General features: G+C 58.7%; 18 protein-coding genes. 5 read left to right on the forward strand and 13 right to left on the reverse strand.

Annotated features, from left to right (window positions below; translation table 11 throughout):
* The first annotated feature begins 185 nt into the window (after positions 1-185).
* On the forward strand, positions 186-995 hold the full coding sequence (locus tag EAY64_RS00005; RefSeq protein WP_103522758.1) for a trypsin-like serine peptidase: 810 nt from the start codon (positions 186-188) through the stop codon (positions 993-995).
* A 54-nt stretch (positions 996-1,049) separates the two neighbouring features.
* On the opposite strand, the gene rph is transcribed toward EAY64_RS00005, so the two are convergent.
* From rph to EAY64_RS00020, 3 genes are all read right to left on the reverse strand, one after another.
* The gene (gene rph, locus EAY64_RS00010) at positions 1,050-1,766 is read right to left on the reverse strand and encodes a ribonuclease PH (RefSeq protein ID WP_103522759.1); all 717 of its coding nucleotides are present in this window, start codon (positions 1,764-1,766) and stop codon (positions 1,050-1,052) included.
* Between the two features lie 118 nt (positions 1,767-1,884).
* Complete coding sequence (locus tag EAY64_RS00015) at positions 1,885-2,778, reverse strand: PP2C family protein-serine/threonine phosphatase (protein WP_103522760.1); 894 nt, start codon at positions 2,776-2,778, stop codon at positions 1,885-1,887.
* Positions 2,779-2,788: 10 nt separating this feature from the next.
* A complete protein-coding gene (locus tag EAY64_RS00020) occupies positions 2,789-3,757 on the reverse strand; it encodes a serine/threonine-protein kinase (protein ID WP_103522761.1) in 969 nt (322 codons plus the stop codon).
* 100 nt (positions 3,758-3,857) lie between these two features.
* Here EAY64_RS00020 and EAY64_RS00025 point away from each other — a divergent pair, with 100 nt between their 5' ends.
* The 3 genes from EAY64_RS00025 to EAY64_RS00035 all read left to right on the forward strand — a co-directional run bounded on the left by EAY64_RS00025 (position 3,858) and on the right by EAY64_RS00035 (position 6,286).
* A complete protein-coding gene (locus tag EAY64_RS00025) occupies positions 3,858-4,724 on the forward strand; it encodes a YicC/YloC family endoribonuclease (protein WP_103522762.1) in 867 nt (288 codons plus the stop codon).
* Positions 4,725-4,923: 199 nt separating this feature from the next.
* A complete protein-coding gene (locus tag EAY64_RS00030) occupies positions 4,924-5,556 on the forward strand; it encodes a hypothetical protein (RefSeq protein WP_147456156.1) in 633 nt (210 codons plus the stop codon).
* Positions 5,557-5,776: 220 nt separating this feature from the next.
* A complete protein-coding gene (locus tag EAY64_RS00035; RefSeq protein WP_103522764.1) occupies positions 5,777-6,286 on the forward strand; it encodes a hypothetical protein in 510 nt (169 codons plus the stop codon).
* On the opposite strand, the gene EAY64_RS00040 is transcribed toward EAY64_RS00035, so the two are convergent.
* Positions 6,270-6,509 (reverse strand): hypothetical protein, encoded by a 240-nt coding sequence (locus tag EAY64_RS00040; protein ID WP_103522765.1) that lies wholly within the window; start codon positions 6,507-6,509, stop codon positions 6,270-6,272. The two genes, EAY64_RS00035 and EAY64_RS00040, sit on opposite strands and share 17 nt — an antisense overlap.
* Before the next feature lie 325 nt (positions 6,510-6,834).
* On the opposite strand from EAY64_RS00040, the gene EAY64_RS00045 reads away from it, so the two are divergent.
* Positions 6,835-7,125 (forward strand): DUF1272 domain-containing protein, encoded by a 291-nt coding sequence (locus EAY64_RS00045; RefSeq protein WP_103522766.1) that lies wholly within the window; start codon positions 6,835-6,837, stop codon positions 7,123-7,125.
* Between the two features lie 179 nt (positions 7,126-7,304).
* Here the strand turns inward: EAY64_RS00045 and EAY64_RS00050 are convergent, their stop codons facing one another.
* The 9 genes from EAY64_RS00050 to EAY64_RS00090 all read right to left on the reverse strand — a co-directional run bounded on the left by EAY64_RS00050 (position 7,305) and on the right by EAY64_RS00090 (position 13,627).
* Positions 7,305-8,171, reverse strand: a complete 867-nt coding sequence (locus EAY64_RS00050; RefSeq protein WP_103522767.1) for an NAD(P)-dependent oxidoreductase — start codon at positions 8,169-8,171, stop codon at positions 7,305-7,307.
* 113 nt (positions 8,172-8,284) lie between these two features.
* Positions 8,285-8,626, reverse strand: coding sequence for an EscU/YscU/HrcU family type III secretion system export apparatus switch protein (locus tag EAY64_RS00055; protein ID WP_103522768.1), 342 nt, complete (start codon positions 8,624-8,626; stop codon positions 8,285-8,287).
* On the reverse strand, positions 8,604-9,659 hold the full coding sequence (gene fliK, locus EAY64_RS00060) for a flagellar hook-length control protein FliK (RefSeq protein WP_103522769.1): 1,056 nt from the start codon (positions 9,657-9,659) through the stop codon (positions 8,604-8,606). The genes EAY64_RS00055 and fliK overlap by 23 nt, the downstream gene beginning before the upstream one ends.
* Entirely contained in the window at positions 9,656-10,015 is a 360-nt protein-coding gene (locus EAY64_RS00065; RefSeq protein ID WP_103522770.1) for a DUF2802 domain-containing protein, read from the reverse strand. Before EAY64_RS00065 ends, fliK begins: the two co-directional genes overlap by 4 nt.
* Before the next feature lie 66 nt (positions 10,016-10,081).
* On the reverse strand, positions 10,082-10,399 hold the full coding sequence (gene fliT, locus EAY64_RS00070) for a flagellar protein FliT (RefSeq protein WP_103522771.1): 318 nt from the start codon (positions 10,397-10,399) through the stop codon (positions 10,082-10,084).
* Between the two features lie 32 nt (positions 10,400-10,431).
* Complete coding sequence (gene fliS / locus EAY64_RS00075; protein ID WP_103522772.1) at positions 10,432-10,860, reverse strand: flagellar export chaperone FliS; 429 nt, start codon at positions 10,858-10,860, stop codon at positions 10,432-10,434.
* 24 nt (positions 10,861-10,884) lie between these two features.
* The gene (gene fliD, locus EAY64_RS00080; protein WP_103522773.1) at positions 10,885-12,243 is read right to left on the reverse strand and encodes a flagellar filament capping protein FliD; all 1,359 of its coding nucleotides are present in this window, start codon (positions 12,241-12,243) and stop codon (positions 10,885-10,887) included.
* Positions 12,244-12,280: 37 nt separating this feature from the next.
* Positions 12,281-12,706, reverse strand: coding sequence for a flagellar protein FlaG (locus EAY64_RS00085; protein WP_103522774.1), 426 nt, complete (start codon positions 12,704-12,706; stop codon positions 12,281-12,283).
* A gap of 78 nt (positions 12,707-12,784) precedes the next feature.
* Complete coding sequence (locus tag EAY64_RS00090; protein WP_103522775.1) at positions 12,785-13,627, reverse strand: flagellin N-terminal helical domain-containing protein; 843 nt, start codon at positions 13,625-13,627, stop codon at positions 12,785-12,787.
* Positions 13,628-13,676 lie beyond the last annotated feature (49 nt).

Here is a 13,676-nt window from a genome sequence, read left to right on the forward strand (position 1 = left end):
AAAGTAGAAGCTTCCGCTCAGAAAGCTCAAGCTGCTGATGCTTCCGCTCCGGCCAAGAAAGCCAAAGCCAAGAAGGCCGCTTCCGCTGCCAAGTAATCGGCATGGAATCAACAGCTGACTACGGTTGGCTGTAGCCATACTTTCGGGGCGCTTCGGCGCCCCGTTTGCATTTGAAAGCCCATCCCATGCTGCGCATCCTCCTGCTTTGCCTGTCTCTCTGCCTGTTGCCGCTGCCGGCCCAGGCCAAACCCACGGCCGAACAGCTCATCCTGTTCTTTGGCAAGGATGAACGCGTCAAGACCGACCCCGACAGCGCGCAATGGCAGCCGGTGGGGCAACTGGAAACCAAAAGCCACTTGGTATGCACCGCCACGCTAGTGGCCGAAGATGTCGTCGTCACCGCCGGCCATTGCTTCATCAACAAGCGTGGCCGTTTCGATCCGGCCATCAGCTTTACCGTAGGGCTGTCAGGCAATGAATATGCCGAGCAAAGCGGCATCAGCGAAGTGCAGGTCGACAAGGACTTTCTGGCCGGGCTGGAACACCGCCCGGATGGCACGTATATCCCGAAAAAAATCGCCAATCGCGACTTTGCCTTTGTCCGGCTAAGCCAGCCGCTGGGGCGCAGCCGTGGCGTGATACCGGTATTTGCCGGTGACAGTGCGGCGCTGAAACAGCAGCTGCAGGCGGCCAACTGGAAAGTCACCAATGGCGGCTACCCGCTGGATGATCTGAGCCATCTGCTGGTGCACAGCAATTGCCAGGCCACCGGCCTGCTGCCGGACGGCCGGCTGACCCACCGCTGTGACACGCTGGAGGGCAATAGTGGCTCGCCCATGCTGGCGCGCATCAACGGCCGCATGACGCTGGTGGGCATTCAGAGTTCGGCCCCCAGCCCGGCACGCCGCCGCAAGGAAGACAATATGGCGCTCGCCAGCCCCTTGTTCTATCAGCAATTGCAACAATTCATCGAGCAGGGCAAGCGCAAGAAATGACAAAGGGGCCAAACAGGCCCCTTTCGCTTCATCACCGCTGGTGCAGTGGCTGGTTTACACGCCCAATGCCTGTTTCTGCAAGGTAATCAGCTCGGCAATACCTTGCTTGGCCAGGCGCATCATGCTGGCCATTTCCTCTTCCGAAAACGGCTCGCCCTCGGCCGTACCCTGCACTTCGACAAAGCGGCCGTTGCCGGTCATCACCACATTCATGTCGGTTTCGCAGTCGGAGTCTTCCAGATAATCCAGATCCAGCACGACTTCACCCTGGTGAATACCCACCGAGATGGCGGCGACAAAATCGCGCAAGGGGCTTTCACTCAGCTTGCCCTGGGCCAGCAGGCCGCTGATGGCATCGTGCAGGGCGACAAAAGCACCGGTAATGCTGGCGGTACGGGTGCCACCATCGGCCTGGATGACGTCGCAATCGATCTGGATCTGCCGTTCGCCCAGTTTTTCCATATCCACTACCGCCCGCAAGGAACGGCCGATCAGGCGCTGGATTTCCTGGGTGCGGCCACTTTGCTTGCCGGCGGCGGATTCGCGGCGCATGCGGCTGCCGGTCGAGCGCGGCAGCATGCCATATTCGGCGGTCACCCAGCCCTTGCCCTTGCCCTTGAGGAAGCCCGGCACCGATTCATCCACACTGGCGGTGCAGATGACTTTGGTATCACCAAACTCCACCAGCACCGAACCTTCGGCATGCTTGGTGTAATGACGGGTCAGGCGGATTTCGCGCAGGGCATCGCTATTGCGTTGTGAGGGTCGCATTGTTCTTTCCAATATAAAACGGCATCAGGTGACAAGCGCTCGGCAGCCACCACCGGCCTGAAAACAATAACGCTGCCTACAAGGCAGCGCCGGGTTGAAAATGCCAGCAGCGCAGGCCTCAGCTTTGCTTGCCGGAAGGCGCTGCCACACGGCTGGCCAGGATTTCCTTGTGCATCAGCTCCAGATTCGGGTCCAGAATCACCCGTCCGGCATGCCGTGGTGGAGTCAGCAGCGTATCCAGCGCATCGGCCTTGCCGCTGATGTCGGCGCCATCATCCAGCAGGGTAATCGCCACCGCAGACAGATTGTCACCGGCACTGCCGGCACGGCGCTCGGCCACATTCATCAGCGCCGGCATCACTTGTCCGACGGCTCGGCCGATGAACACCTTCTCCATCTCGCTATCGCTGATCTGCGACCACAGCCCATCCGAGCACAGCACGATGGACGCACCGGCTTGCAGGAACTGCTTTTCGCCGATGTCGATATCCGGATCGCTGGTGGCGCCCAGGCAGTTATAAATCTTGTTGCGTTCCGGGTGCGTGCGTGCGCCCTCTTCGGTCAGCTTGCCCTGGTCGATCAGCCGCTGCACCTGGGAGTGGTCGCGCGAGCGCAAGCGCATGCCCTGCTTGTTATCCAGCAGATACAGCCGCGAATCACCCACATGGCACCAGTACAGCATGCCCTGCTGGATGATGGCCGCCACGACGGTGGTACTGGGGATCTCCGGCAGACGCTGGTCTGCGGCATAGTCCAGAATGGCCTGATGCGTCGAACTGATGGCATTGACCAGAAAACGGTTGGGATGCGACAGCGTGGGCGTGGCTTGCTGGTAAAACAGTTCGCTCATCAGATCGATGGTGATCTGCGCCGCCACCTCGCCCTGCAAATGCCCACCCATGCCATCGGCCACCACCAGCATCACCGCCTCACGCGAATGGGCAATCACCTGGCGGTCCTGGTTGTAGCTGCGGCCGCCGATCCGGCTTTCCTGAAAAATGGATAGTTTCATCGACAACTCCTCAGGAAGAACGGCCGCCGGCCAGCCCCTTGATCCAGCCCACCAGCCGCTTGGCGGCCAGGGCAGATTCAGGCATCGGTTCGGGTTCGCTGTAATCGACATCCAGCAGGCGCTTTTGAATCGCCATTACGCTGGGAGGACGCTCATCGGGAGCCAGGTTCAGGCATTGATCCGTCAACTCAAGCAACTCTCTGGAATAATAATGGCGGAACAACTTGCTTGCCGGCACCAGCTTGTCAGCTTCGCGCCGTTGCTCGGCAATTTGCGGGGTGTGGCCGCCCATGCAGACATACAGACAGGCGCCAATGGCGTAGATATCGGTCCACGGCCCCAGCGGCTGGTCCTTCTCGTATTGTTCGGGCGCGGCAAAGCCGGGCGTGTACATCGAGGCGAAATGCTTGTCGCGCCGCGACAGCGTCTGGCGCGCAGCACCAAAATCCAGCAATAGCGGATGCCCGCCACGGCGCAGGTAGATATTGGCCGGCTTGATATCCAGATGCAGCAGTCGGTGCAAATGCACCTCGCGCAAGCCCGACAGCAGGGCAGCAAACCATTTGCGCAAGCGCCGCTCTTCGATCCGGCCCCCGGTCACCTCCAGCTCGCGCCCCAGCGAGCGGCCATCGGCATACTCCATCACCATATACACGGTCTGGTTGGCCCGGAAAAAATTGCTCACGTGCACTACATTGCTGTGGCTGATTTCAGCCAGAATGCGGCCTTCTTCAAAAAAGCACTTCAAACCCAGATTGAAGGCATCGCGGTCCAGCTCGTGCGGCACCGTGACCATGCCTTCCTCATCGCGCTCGGCCAGATTGCGCGGCAGATACTCCTTGATGGCGTATTTGCGGTCGGCATCGTCCAGCGCCAGGTAGACGACGCTGAAGCCGCCCACGGACAGCTGGCGAACAATGGTGTACTCCGCCAGGCGATAGCCTACCGGCAAGGCAGTCAGTTGGCTGGATTGAGTCATGACATGGCAGTTGCTATAGTGTTCGTTGGCACGGAATTGAGCTACAACAGCAATTCGGGCCCGCTATCGTTTTTACTGACATCACTATCGGGGACCCACAATGATTCTAAGTATGACAGGCTTTGCCTCCATCAGCAGAGACTTTCCCGGCGGTTTGCTCAGCCTGGAAGTCCGCGCCGTCAACCACCGCTATCTGGATGTACAGATGCGCCTGCCGGAAGAGCTGCGCGTCATCGAACCGCAGCTGCGTGAGATGGTGTCATCTCGCGTGACCCGTGGCAAGCTGGAATGCCGTGTAGGCCTGAACCAGCTGGAAACCGACACCTCCACGCTGGAACTGAACGCCCAGGCGCTGGACAGCCTGCTGCAGGTTGCCGCCCAGGTCGAACAGCGAGCACCGCAGGCCAAGGGGCTGTCCGTTGGCGAAATGCTGCGCTGGCCCGGCATCCTGAAAAGCAACTCGCTGCCGCCGGAAGTACTGCAACAGCTTTGCCTGCAAAGCCTGGCTACCGCGCTGGAAGACTTCAATGCCTCGCGTGGCCGCGAAGGTGAAAAGCTCAAGATCATCCTGCAAGAGCGCGTCAGCTCGATGGAAACCATCATCGCCGGCATCAAGCCCAAGTTGCCGCTGATTCTGGAAGCCTATATGAACAAGCTGTCCGGCCGCCTGCAAGAAGCGCTGGGCAATGTCGAGGATGACCGCATCAAGCAGGAATTTGCCCTGTTCGCCCAGAAGATCGACGTGGACGAAGAGCTCTCCCGCCTGACCACCCACCTGAGCGAAGTCAATCGCATCCTCAAGACCGGCGGCCAGACTGGCAAGCGCCTGGACTTCCTGATGCAGGAACTGAACCGCGAAGCCAACACCCTGGGCTCCAAATCAGTTTCCACCGAAACTACCCAGGCCTCGGTCGAGCTGAAGGTGCTGATCGAACAGATGCGCGAGCAGATCCAGAATATCGAGTAAACTTTCATACCGTGTCACACCGTGGCACCGAACCAACAGAAGCCCCGCCAGCCGGGGCTTTTTCATTACGTTTAGCCAGGCGATCATCGCCTCCTCGCGCCAGCCAGGCACAGTTCATGGCGGTAATCTTTACATTGGAATGCTATTCATCCACTAACCTTGCCACCTAGAATGCCGGCTCTCACAAAAGGAATGAGTCATGCGCCGGATCGTGTTGGCAGTAGGGGTAAGCGTCAGTCTGGGCGGGTGTAGCTATGGAGATTTGCTCAACACCATCCCGGCCAGCAATAGTGATCCTTATATCCCGTCATCACCGCCGGTGGCCGTCGTGGCACCGCCAGCACGTGAGGAAATGGCATTTTTGCAGGCTCGTGGATGTAGCGGATGCAATGAAATGCAGCGGTTTTATCGGTACATTCATGCCGACCCAGATGTAAGGAAATCGCGTATACCGCGCAATATCGCACTGGAAGAAGACGACAATCTGGCGAAAAAACAGTGGGTGGATGAGGTGCGCACCGCGGTTTATTTTTCCAAGCAAATCCGTCTGGCCAACGGACAAAGCCTGTTTGAGCTGATCACGCACTGCGGCAAGGGCTGGGACAGCCCGGCCACCCAGGCCACGCTCGACCTGCCTGCCAATGCTACCCCCGGCTTCAGCATCCAGTACCTGATCAGCTTCAAGAAATATGGCCAGCCCATCGGGCTGCAGATGCGCGCACTGTTCAAGCGCCGGGGCGAGCAGCTGATTGCCAACAACGCCTTTGCCGAGTCCCTGCTGCGTAATCCGGACTTCATGCGTGTCAATGGCCTGCGCTGCTGGAATGACTGAGCAAGGCGCGAAGCAAGCGGCTACTCGCACGCCTGCCGGTTTTGCATTTCTTTACCCGTCCGCAGGACCGTCAGTCCTCACCTGCACTCGCGCTGGCGTTAAGATGCCTGCAAACAGTGCGCTGCGCGCCAGACCTGCCCATCCAGCCTTGCGCGCGGGTCCTGTCCGGCAGGCATGCAGACCGGCGCTTGCAGCCACCATCACATCGGATCAGTCTTTGATGTTCAAACCATTGCCAGCCTCGGCGCTGCGCCCGCTCTCATTCACAATAACTGCCCGCTGGCTCGCACTATGCGCGCTAGGCCTGTGCCTGGCAGCCTGCACCACTGCCGACTACACCACCTACGAATATCGTAACGGCAACAAGGTGATTGACGGGGAGGGTGGCAGCAAGCGGCTGATAGACGACGTGGAAATATGGGATGCCGGCGACCCGCCTCACCGCTACCGGATCATGGGGATACTCCGCGTCAGCGATTATGATCAGCCCTATGTGAACCTCAACATACTGCATGCCATCGCCCAGCAGGTGAAGCGCAATGGCGGCAGCGCGGCCATTCTGCTCAGTGGTAATGGCGGCATGCGCCATGCCGGCGACAGCCTGACCTGGCACGAGCGCCTGGGGCTGCTGCAGGAAGACGGCTACCGGACCCAGCTGGCACTGATGGTGCAATATCTGCCCGAGCCAACCGAAAAGCCGCCGGCCAAGCCAGTCAAGACGCTTCGTTAAGCTGCTTAGCCAGCAAGTCAGCGGCGACACTGCTGAAGCTCACATCCTGTTCGTGGGCATACAGCGCCGCGCCGGCTCTGATCAGCTTGTCCAGTTCCGTCACAGTCAGTTTCGCCGCGATGTCGGCAATCGCTTGTGCCAGCAACAAGGGAATGGCCGACAGGCTGACCGGCTCCGGCGGCGGGTGGTTTTTCATCAGGCCCAGAATATCAATGGCATCCATGGCGGCCTCCTGCGTTGGCAGACAACGTTAGAGTGACACAACCGGCATATCGTTCAGTTGCCTTCCCCGTGATGGCCGGATGGTGTGCCGGGTGATCGCACCCGACTCCGCCAGCAGCGTCCTTTGCTGGCGCTTTAACCCGGGCTTGGGCCTCTTGAGTTGATTGTGCATAGCAGTACAGCCGAGCACGCCATGGGCGCTGGACATGGCCACGATTACCCGGCCAACAAGGCTGTCCGGATTTGGCGGCATCATGTCCGGGGCTGACCTGTTCAGCAGCACAGGCGGTCGCTAGGCTATGTCATCACCATCAGGAGGCCTGAGCATGCTGGAACTTCGCCCGAACTGTGAACATTGCCGTACGCCGCTGCCACCCGAGGCAGCCCATGCCCGCATCTGTTCATTTGAATGCACTTTCTGCGAGGACTGTGTGGCCTTGCTGCAGCAAGTCTGTCCCAACTGCGGCGGTGGCTTCAGCCCACGCCCGCTGCGCCCGGCCAGCCGCGGCCGGCATGATAATGATCTGCAGCATTACCCTGCGAGCCAACGCGAAGTCTATCGCCCGGTGGATCTGGCGGCACACGCGCGCTGGTTGGCTGAACGGCAACAGGACTGAGCTGGCAGTGTCGTACTGAAACGGAAACAGCTCGGCAAACGGCCGCGCTGCCAGATGATGACCCCGGGCCAGCGGAGCTGGGGCGGTAACAAAATACCAAGCAGCAGCCTAGCGCAGAGACAAAAAACCCCGCCGACGCGGGGTTACGAATCGCACTAGCCATGCGGCCGGCAAGCGGCTTAATTCTGCTGCCAGATCAAGCGGGCGATGGCCGCGGAGTCCAGCTCACCCTCGCCCTGCTCGACCAACTGGCCGATCAGGCCGGCGACGCGCTCAGCTTCCGGCAGACGGATTCCCAGCTGGCGGGCGGTATCCAGCACTATGCCCATGTCTTTCCAGTGCAAATGGGCTTTGAATCCGGGTGCATAGTTGTCATCAATCATGCGCTGGCCATGGATATCCAGTACCCGGCTTTGGGCAAAGCCACCCAACAGGGCCTCGCGCACCGGCGCCGGGTCAACACCGCAGGCCTTGGCCAGCTTCATGACCTCGGCCACGGCAGCCACGCCCACGCCAACGGCAATCTGATTGCAGGCCTTGGCCACCTGGCCGGCACCGGAATCACCGATATGGGTAATGGTCTTGCCCATGGCCTCCAGTGCCGGACGCACTTTGGCCAGTGCCTCGGCCTTGCCGCCCACCATGATGGTCAGGCTGCCATTCACTGCGCCCACCTGGCCGCCGGATACCGGGCAATCCAGAAAATCCACGCCAGCTGCTGCCAGACGCGCGGCAATGTCACGCGCACCAATCGGGGAAATGGTGCTCATGTCCACGCACACCAGGCCCTTTTGCGCACCATGCACAGCACCCTGCTCGCCCAACAGCACCTGTTCCACATCGCCGGTATCGGAGACATTGCTCACCAGCACTTCCACCTGGGCGGCCAGTTGTGCCGGGCTATCTGCCCAGCTGGCTCCGGCAGCCAGTGCTGCCGCTGCGCTATCAGGCCGACGCGACCAGACAGTCACCGCATGTCCGGCTTTCAACAGGTTCAACACGCAAGGCAGGCCCATGATGCCCAGCCCGATATAACCGACTTTCATATCCACTCCAGCTGTATGCGAAGGCAAAGCATAAGATTACCGCAAACTGCGGGTTTGAAGGGTAAGCACTGAGAATAAAGCAGGCATGCCATGCACGGATGGCATGCGGGACATCAGCTGGATGGCTGCTTGTTCTGACGCCCGGCCAGCCAGGATTCGAATTCGAAATCGGCACCGGTCGCCTTGTTTTCCAGGAAATAGACAAAGGCCAGAATCTCGGCCACCGCGCGATAAAGCTCTTCGGGAATATGCCGGTCCAGATCGACCTGCATCAACAGCGAGACCAGCTCGGGCGAGTCATGCACGAAAACACCCGCATCCTTGGCCCGGTCAATGATGCGCTCGGCTAGCTGGCCATAGCCCTTGGCCACCACGGTTGGTGAGCGCTGCCCTTCGCGGTAGGCCAGGGCAACTGCCGACTTGCGGCCGTCTTCAGTCTTGGGAGACTGTGCCATGTTTCACCACCAGGTTGGCCAGTGTCAGCCCGGATGCTTCCATGCCGCTTTGCAACTGGGCTGCATGTTGCTGGATCAGGCCACCGGCCTCGTCTTCTTCCGCCACAAAGGATACCTGCACGTTCTGCCCCACCAGCCGCACCCGCGCAGACAAGCCACCCAGCGCCGGCAGGCTGAGTGACAAGGAAGTGCTCCATACACCAGCCTCGTCGGCACCAAGGCTGCCGGTACGTTCCTGGGTTTCTTCCTGCTGAATCTGCAATTGCATGGGCTGGCCAGGCCAGGCATAGCCATTCAGCTGCAGTTGCTGGTTTTCCACGATATCCAGCTGGCGCTGCACCAGATTAGCCAGTTCTGGTGCCACCGTTCGGGGGCTCAGCGTATTACCGGAGGTGGAATTATTGCTGGAGGCATGACTAGCCAGATCATCATTCAGCTTGCTGAGCAGGCGCGACTGCGGCTCCTGCTGTACCTGACTCAGGTTGTGACGGCCGTCCAGCCATTCCTTGAGATGAGACTCATAAAACAAGCCGCTCTGACTGACATTGTCTTTCAGGTTCTGTGCCAGATTGGCTGGTGTTTGCGTGGCTGCATCCAGGCTCAGATCGGTCGCAGGCAAGCCGGGCTTGCTGGTCTGCAACATGCCGGTAAGGTATTTGGAGGCCGGGCTCAATTGCACTTCCACCGAGCCATCTTGCGGCATTTCCTTGCTCTGCTCCTGCAGGGCAAAGCTGAGGGTCGGGGTCAGGGTCGCCACTTTCAGCGACAGGGTATTGCCACTGACCGTCATGCCTTGCGGCACGATCAGGTTGAACAGGCTGTTCTTGATCAGCACCGATAGCTGCTGGCCATTGTCCTTGCTGTCGACGACCTGGGCATCTACCTGCTCGCCCAGCATCAATGGCGGCAGCTTGGCCGGCAGTACGCTGGCGTCCAGCAGCGCCCTGCCCCCCTCCAGCAACAGGCGGACGGAGGAGACGGTTTGCGGTGCCAGGGTGCCAGTGCTGATGGCGGGGGGCAGGGATGGAATCATGAGGTGGAATTATTGCGGTATAGCGAGACGATCAGCTCGGCTTCACTGCGCGAAATACCGCATTGCATTGCGACTTCGGAAGCGGGCATGCCCTGCTTGATCATTTCGATGGCCTGGTTATAGGGGCTGAGCACAGCCGGCTCACTATTGCGCGACTGTTGTTCCAGCCTGGCCATGAGCCGCGCCATATCGCGCTGCAAGGCGCTGATCTGTTGCTGATGCTGATCCAGGTACATTGTCGTCAGGCTATCGCGCCGACCTTCCAGCTGATGCAGACGCCAATAGAGGTAGCCGCAAGCAGCCGCCAACCCCAGCAGTAACAAGCCGACCATATAGAAAAAGAGCGAACCGGACATGATGTGAACCTCACGCTGCACTTTTTCTAAGTGTATGGTGAAACCGGCAACAACCCAAGCCAGCCTTTATAAAGAATACGTCTTGAGCAAACGGCTGTTCTGGCTGACGGTTTGCATTTCTTCGCGCATGCGGGCAATCCACTCGGCCATCTGCTGTTGCAGCAGCTCGCGCTGCGCCACCAGTTGGTGCAGTTTGGCGCGGGTTTCTTCCGGAATGCTGGCCGCGACCGGCTGCAATTGGTGCAGCAGGTCCGCCAGTTCGCTTTCCTGCTGGGCAGCCAGGCGCGTCACCGATTCAAAATCCTGCGCCTTGCATGCGGCAAGGGCATCCGCCAGCAGCGCGAGCATGGCATCGATTTGCGCAGGCTGGATGCTAGTGTTCATGGTGACTCCTGATGGTGACTTGCCCGACGGGCTCAGTAGGCATTGCTGGCCGTACTGGTCGACATGCTGGAACGATTGAGTTCCTGCCAGGCAGGCAGAATGGTCTCCAGCAGACGGCGTACCTCGGCCAGGATTTCCAGATCATTCTTCAGGTTGGCAATACTCAGACGCTGCTTCATGTAGATGTAGAGGTCACTCAGGTTGCCTGCTGCCTCGCTGCCTTGCTGCAAATCCAGCGACTCACGCAGGCCATCGATGATGTCGATGGTCTTGGAAACCAGCCGGGCTTTTTCGTCATAACGCTGTGACTCAATGGCATAGCCGGCCTGGTTGATCGCCTTGATGGCACCTTCATAGAGCAATACAACAAGGCCGACCGGGCTGGCGCCGTAGACGGCGGCCTTAAGCGCATCATCTTCGTAGGCCTTGTTGAACTGCTTGAGCATTTTGGAATTCAGCATGGTTCTTTACCGTGTATTTCTGTCCTAAGCCAGCAGGCCGGACAAGTTACTGGTCGATTGCTGCATTTTCGACAATACGGCATTCAACGCTGTGTATTGCTGGGTATATTGAGTCTGCCGCGCACTCAGCTTGGCGCTCATGCTGGTTTGATAGCTGGTTTCAGAGCTAATCAGGCTATTGATGGAAGTCTTGCTGGTTTCAATCACACCATTGGGGCCGAGCAGATCATTCACAGCGCTGCTCAGACGATCACCAAAACCGGTGTTGCTGGTATTGCCAAACAGATTGGCCACCGCACTTGGATTGGCGCTGAGCGCCTTGTTGAAGGCGGTCTGGTCCAGCTTGAGCGTGCCATCCTTCTGGATTGAAATCCCGGCCTGCGACAGGTAGGCATAGGAAGAATTGGCATCAACACCCGGAATCGGCGTACTCAGGATGCCGGTCAGCTTTTGCTGGATTGAAAGTACCGATGCATTGGCCTTCAGACTTCCAGCACGTGCCGAGTCTACCGCAGATTTCACCTGATTGTAGGCATCGACAAAACCTTGCAGTGAAGAAGCAATCCCGCTGCTATCCGAGGTCATGGTGACAGTGGACTGGCCCAGCTTGGTAATGTCGACATTGACACCCGAAATCACATTAGTCAGGTGGTTGCTGCCAGAAGAGACGCTGACACCATTGACTGTCAACAGGGCATCGCTGGCGGCGGATGACTCCGTGCCAGCCGTAGCACTTTGTGTCAGCCCCGCCAGAGTAGAACCGGTGGTCGAACCGGAATCGGTGCCACCAGCGGTAATGGAAAAGGCGTTATCGCTACCGGAAGCAGCTGAAGCCAGCACCAGCTTGTATTGGCCATTATTCTGCACCACCGAGGCATTCACCCCGGCACCGCTCTGGTTGATGCGGTCAGAAATGGACTGCAGGCTAACGGTATCTGTCGCACTGGGCGTCAGATTGATCACGGTATTTTTACCAGCGACAGTGAGCGTGAGCGAGGTTGGCGCCCCGCTCAGGGTCGCTTTGGGGTCGGTCACCGCGCTGCCAGCGAACTGGTCAAACACCAGCTGGCGCGACTTGGCCAACTGCGTCACGTTGAGCGCATAACTGCCAGCCACCCCGCCGGTAGTGGTGGTGACATTGGCAATGCTGGTATCAGTGGAACTGGCCTTGAATTGCTGCAGAAATGCACCGGTCGACATCTTGCTGGAGGCACTCTGCAAGGCCGACAGGGCGGAGCTGATCTGGCCGATCGAGCTCAGTTGGGTATTGTATTTGCTGGAACGCTGCTGACTGCTCTGCAGAGGCTGCTGCTCAATGGTCATCAACTGGCTGACAATAGACTGTACATCCAGCGAACCGACACTGGTCGTGATGGAAGCCATAGGGCACTACCTCCTTACATACTGAATGCTACTGCCGTCAGGCTTTATCCTTGAGCAGCAAACCCTTGAAATCACCGATTGCCTTGGCAATGCGGATGGCATCTTCCGAGGGAATCTGCCGAATCACTTTCTGGGTTTCCTGATCGACAACCTTGACGACCTGGATATTGGTGTCTTTGTCGACAGAGAACTCTAGCTGACTGGAGTACAGCTTGGCCACATCATTCAGCTGCTTTACCGAATTCTGCAGTTCCAATGGATCTGATTTTTTCTGCTGAGTTCCGTCATTGCTGGCATTTTTCGCCTGGCTTTGCCCCACTGCGGTCACCCCGGCAGTTGAGTTAGGCAAGACCGAATTGGCCGTAGCATCAGCGGTATTGCCCTGGATCAGCTGATTTTGCTGACGCGCAGTCGGGGTGGTCGTCAAAGGCAGAACGGGACCATTTGTCGATGATATTTGCATGGCAAGTACTCCTGTGCAGACGGCCCCGGTTAGCATGCCAACCGAGGCCGGTTCTTCAGCTTATGGCTTCAGTGTAGCTTACTGCAGCAGAGTCAGTGCCGACTGCGACAGCGAGTTGGACTGTTTCAGGATGGAAGTACCGGCCTGTTGCAGAATCTGGTTCTTGGTCAGGTTGGCCGTTTCCGCCGCGAAGTCCACATCCACGATGCGGCTGTTGGCGGCAGTCAGGTTGGTCACGTAGTTTTGCAGGTTGGCAACCACGGCGTCAAAACGGTTTTGTACCGCACCAAAGGTGGAGCGAATGTCCGAAACGGTGCCGATGTCGGCGTCCAGTGCCGACAGCTGTGCCTGGGCACCAGTCTGGCTCAACACGTTGATAGTAGCGGTGTTGGTCAGCGAGGAGTTGTACGACGACAGCTGAGTGGTCAGGTCAGAAGCCGATACCGATACGGTGTTGTCGGTAGAGCCGGACGAACCCACCTGGAAAGTCAGGGTGTTACCACCGGACAGCAGTTTGGTACCGTTAAACTGGGTAGTTTGCACGATACGCGAAATTTCCTGGGTCAGCTGGTCGACTTCTTTTTGCAGCTGCGAACGGTTAGTGTCGCTGACCGAGCCGTTGGCAGACTGGGTGGCGATTTCACGGATACGCTGCAGGTTGTTACCAATCTGACCCAACGCACCTTCAGCCGTTTGACCAACGGAAGTACCGTCGTTGGCATTACGGATGGCCTGGTTGTTACCACGAATGGCGGAAGTCAGGGTCTGCGAAATGGCCAGACCGGCAGCATCATCTTTTGCGCTGTTCACACGCAGGCCAGAGGACAGGCGTTGCAGGGACAGGTTGAGCGCAGTGCTGGAGTTGCTCAGGTTGTTCTGTGCGGTGAGCGACGCAATATTGGTGTTGACGGTAAGTGCCATGATGATTCTCCTTAGAGCATTCGGGGGGGCGACAGTGTGGGCCTTGATT

The sequence above is a fragment of the Aquitalea palustris genome (assembly GCF_003693445.1).
Lineage (GTDB): Bacteria > Pseudomonadota > Gammaproteobacteria > Burkholderiales > Chromobacteriaceae > Aquitalea > Aquitalea palustris.

What these genes read in the sequence shown, in the direction of transcription:
- EAY64_RS00005 (WP_103522758.1), top strand. Translation starts at nt 186, where the DNA reads ATGCTGCGCATCCTCCTGCTTTGCCTGTCTCTCTGCCTGTTGCCGCTG.
- rph (WP_103522759.1), bottom strand. Translation starts at nt 1,766, where the DNA reads ATGCGACCCTCACAACGCAATAGCGATGCCCTGCGCGAAATCCGCCTG.
- EAY64_RS00015 (WP_103522760.1), bottom strand. Translation starts at nt 2,778, where the DNA reads ATGAAACTATCCATTTTTCAGGAAAGCCGGATCGGCGGCCGCAGCTAC.
- EAY64_RS00020 (WP_103522761.1), bottom strand. Translation starts at nt 3,757, where the DNA reads ATGACTCAATCCAGCCAACTGACTGCCTTGCCGGTAGGCTATCGCCTG.
- EAY64_RS00025 (WP_103522762.1), top strand. Translation starts at nt 3,858, where the DNA reads ATGATTCTAAGTATGACAGGCTTTGCCTCCATCAGCAGAGACTTTCCC.
- EAY64_RS00030 (WP_147456156.1), top strand. Translation starts at nt 4,924, where the DNA reads ATGCGCCGGATCGTGTTGGCAGTAGGGGTAAGCGTCAGTCTGGGCGGG.
- EAY64_RS00035 (WP_103522764.1), top strand. Translation starts at nt 5,777, where the DNA reads ATGTTCAAACCATTGCCAGCCTCGGCGCTGCGCCCGCTCTCATTCACA.
- EAY64_RS00040 (WP_103522765.1), bottom strand. Translation starts at nt 6,509, where the DNA reads ATGGATGCCATTGATATTCTGGGCCTGATGAAAAACCACCCGCCGCCG.
- EAY64_RS00045 (WP_103522766.1), top strand. Translation starts at nt 6,835, where the DNA reads ATGCTGGAACTTCGCCCGAACTGTGAACATTGCCGTACGCCGCTGCCA.
- EAY64_RS00050 (WP_103522767.1), bottom strand. Translation starts at nt 8,171, where the DNA reads ATGAAAGTCGGTTATATCGGGCTGGGCATCATGGGCCTGCCTTGCGTG.
- EAY64_RS00055 (WP_103522768.1), bottom strand. Translation starts at nt 8,626, where the DNA reads ATGGCACAGTCTCCCAAGACTGAAGACGGCCGCAAGTCGGCAGTTGCC.
- fliK (WP_103522769.1), bottom strand. Translation starts at nt 9,659, where the DNA reads ATGATTCCATCCCTGCCCCCCGCCATCAGCACTGGCACCCTGGCACCG.
- EAY64_RS00065 (WP_103522770.1), bottom strand. Translation starts at nt 10,015, where the DNA reads ATGTCCGGTTCGCTCTTTTTCTATATGGTCGGCTTGTTACTGCTGGGG.
- fliT (WP_103522771.1), bottom strand. Translation starts at nt 10,399, where the DNA reads ATGAACACTAGCATCCAGCCTGCGCAAATCGATGCCATGCTCGCGCTG.
- fliS (WP_103522772.1), bottom strand. Translation starts at nt 10,860, where the DNA reads ATGCTGAATTCCAAAATGCTCAAGCAGTTCAACAAGGCCTACGAAGAT.
- fliD (WP_103522773.1), bottom strand. Translation starts at nt 12,243, where the DNA reads ATGGCTTCCATCACGACCAGTGTCGGTTCGCTGGATGTACAGTCTATT.
- EAY64_RS00085 (WP_103522774.1), bottom strand. Translation starts at nt 12,706, where the DNA reads ATGCAAATATCATCGACAAATGGTCCCGTTCTGCCTTTGACGACCACC.
- EAY64_RS00090 (WP_103522775.1), bottom strand. Translation starts at nt 13,627, where the DNA reads ATGGCACTTACCGTCAACACCAATATTGCGTCGCTCACCGCACAGAAC.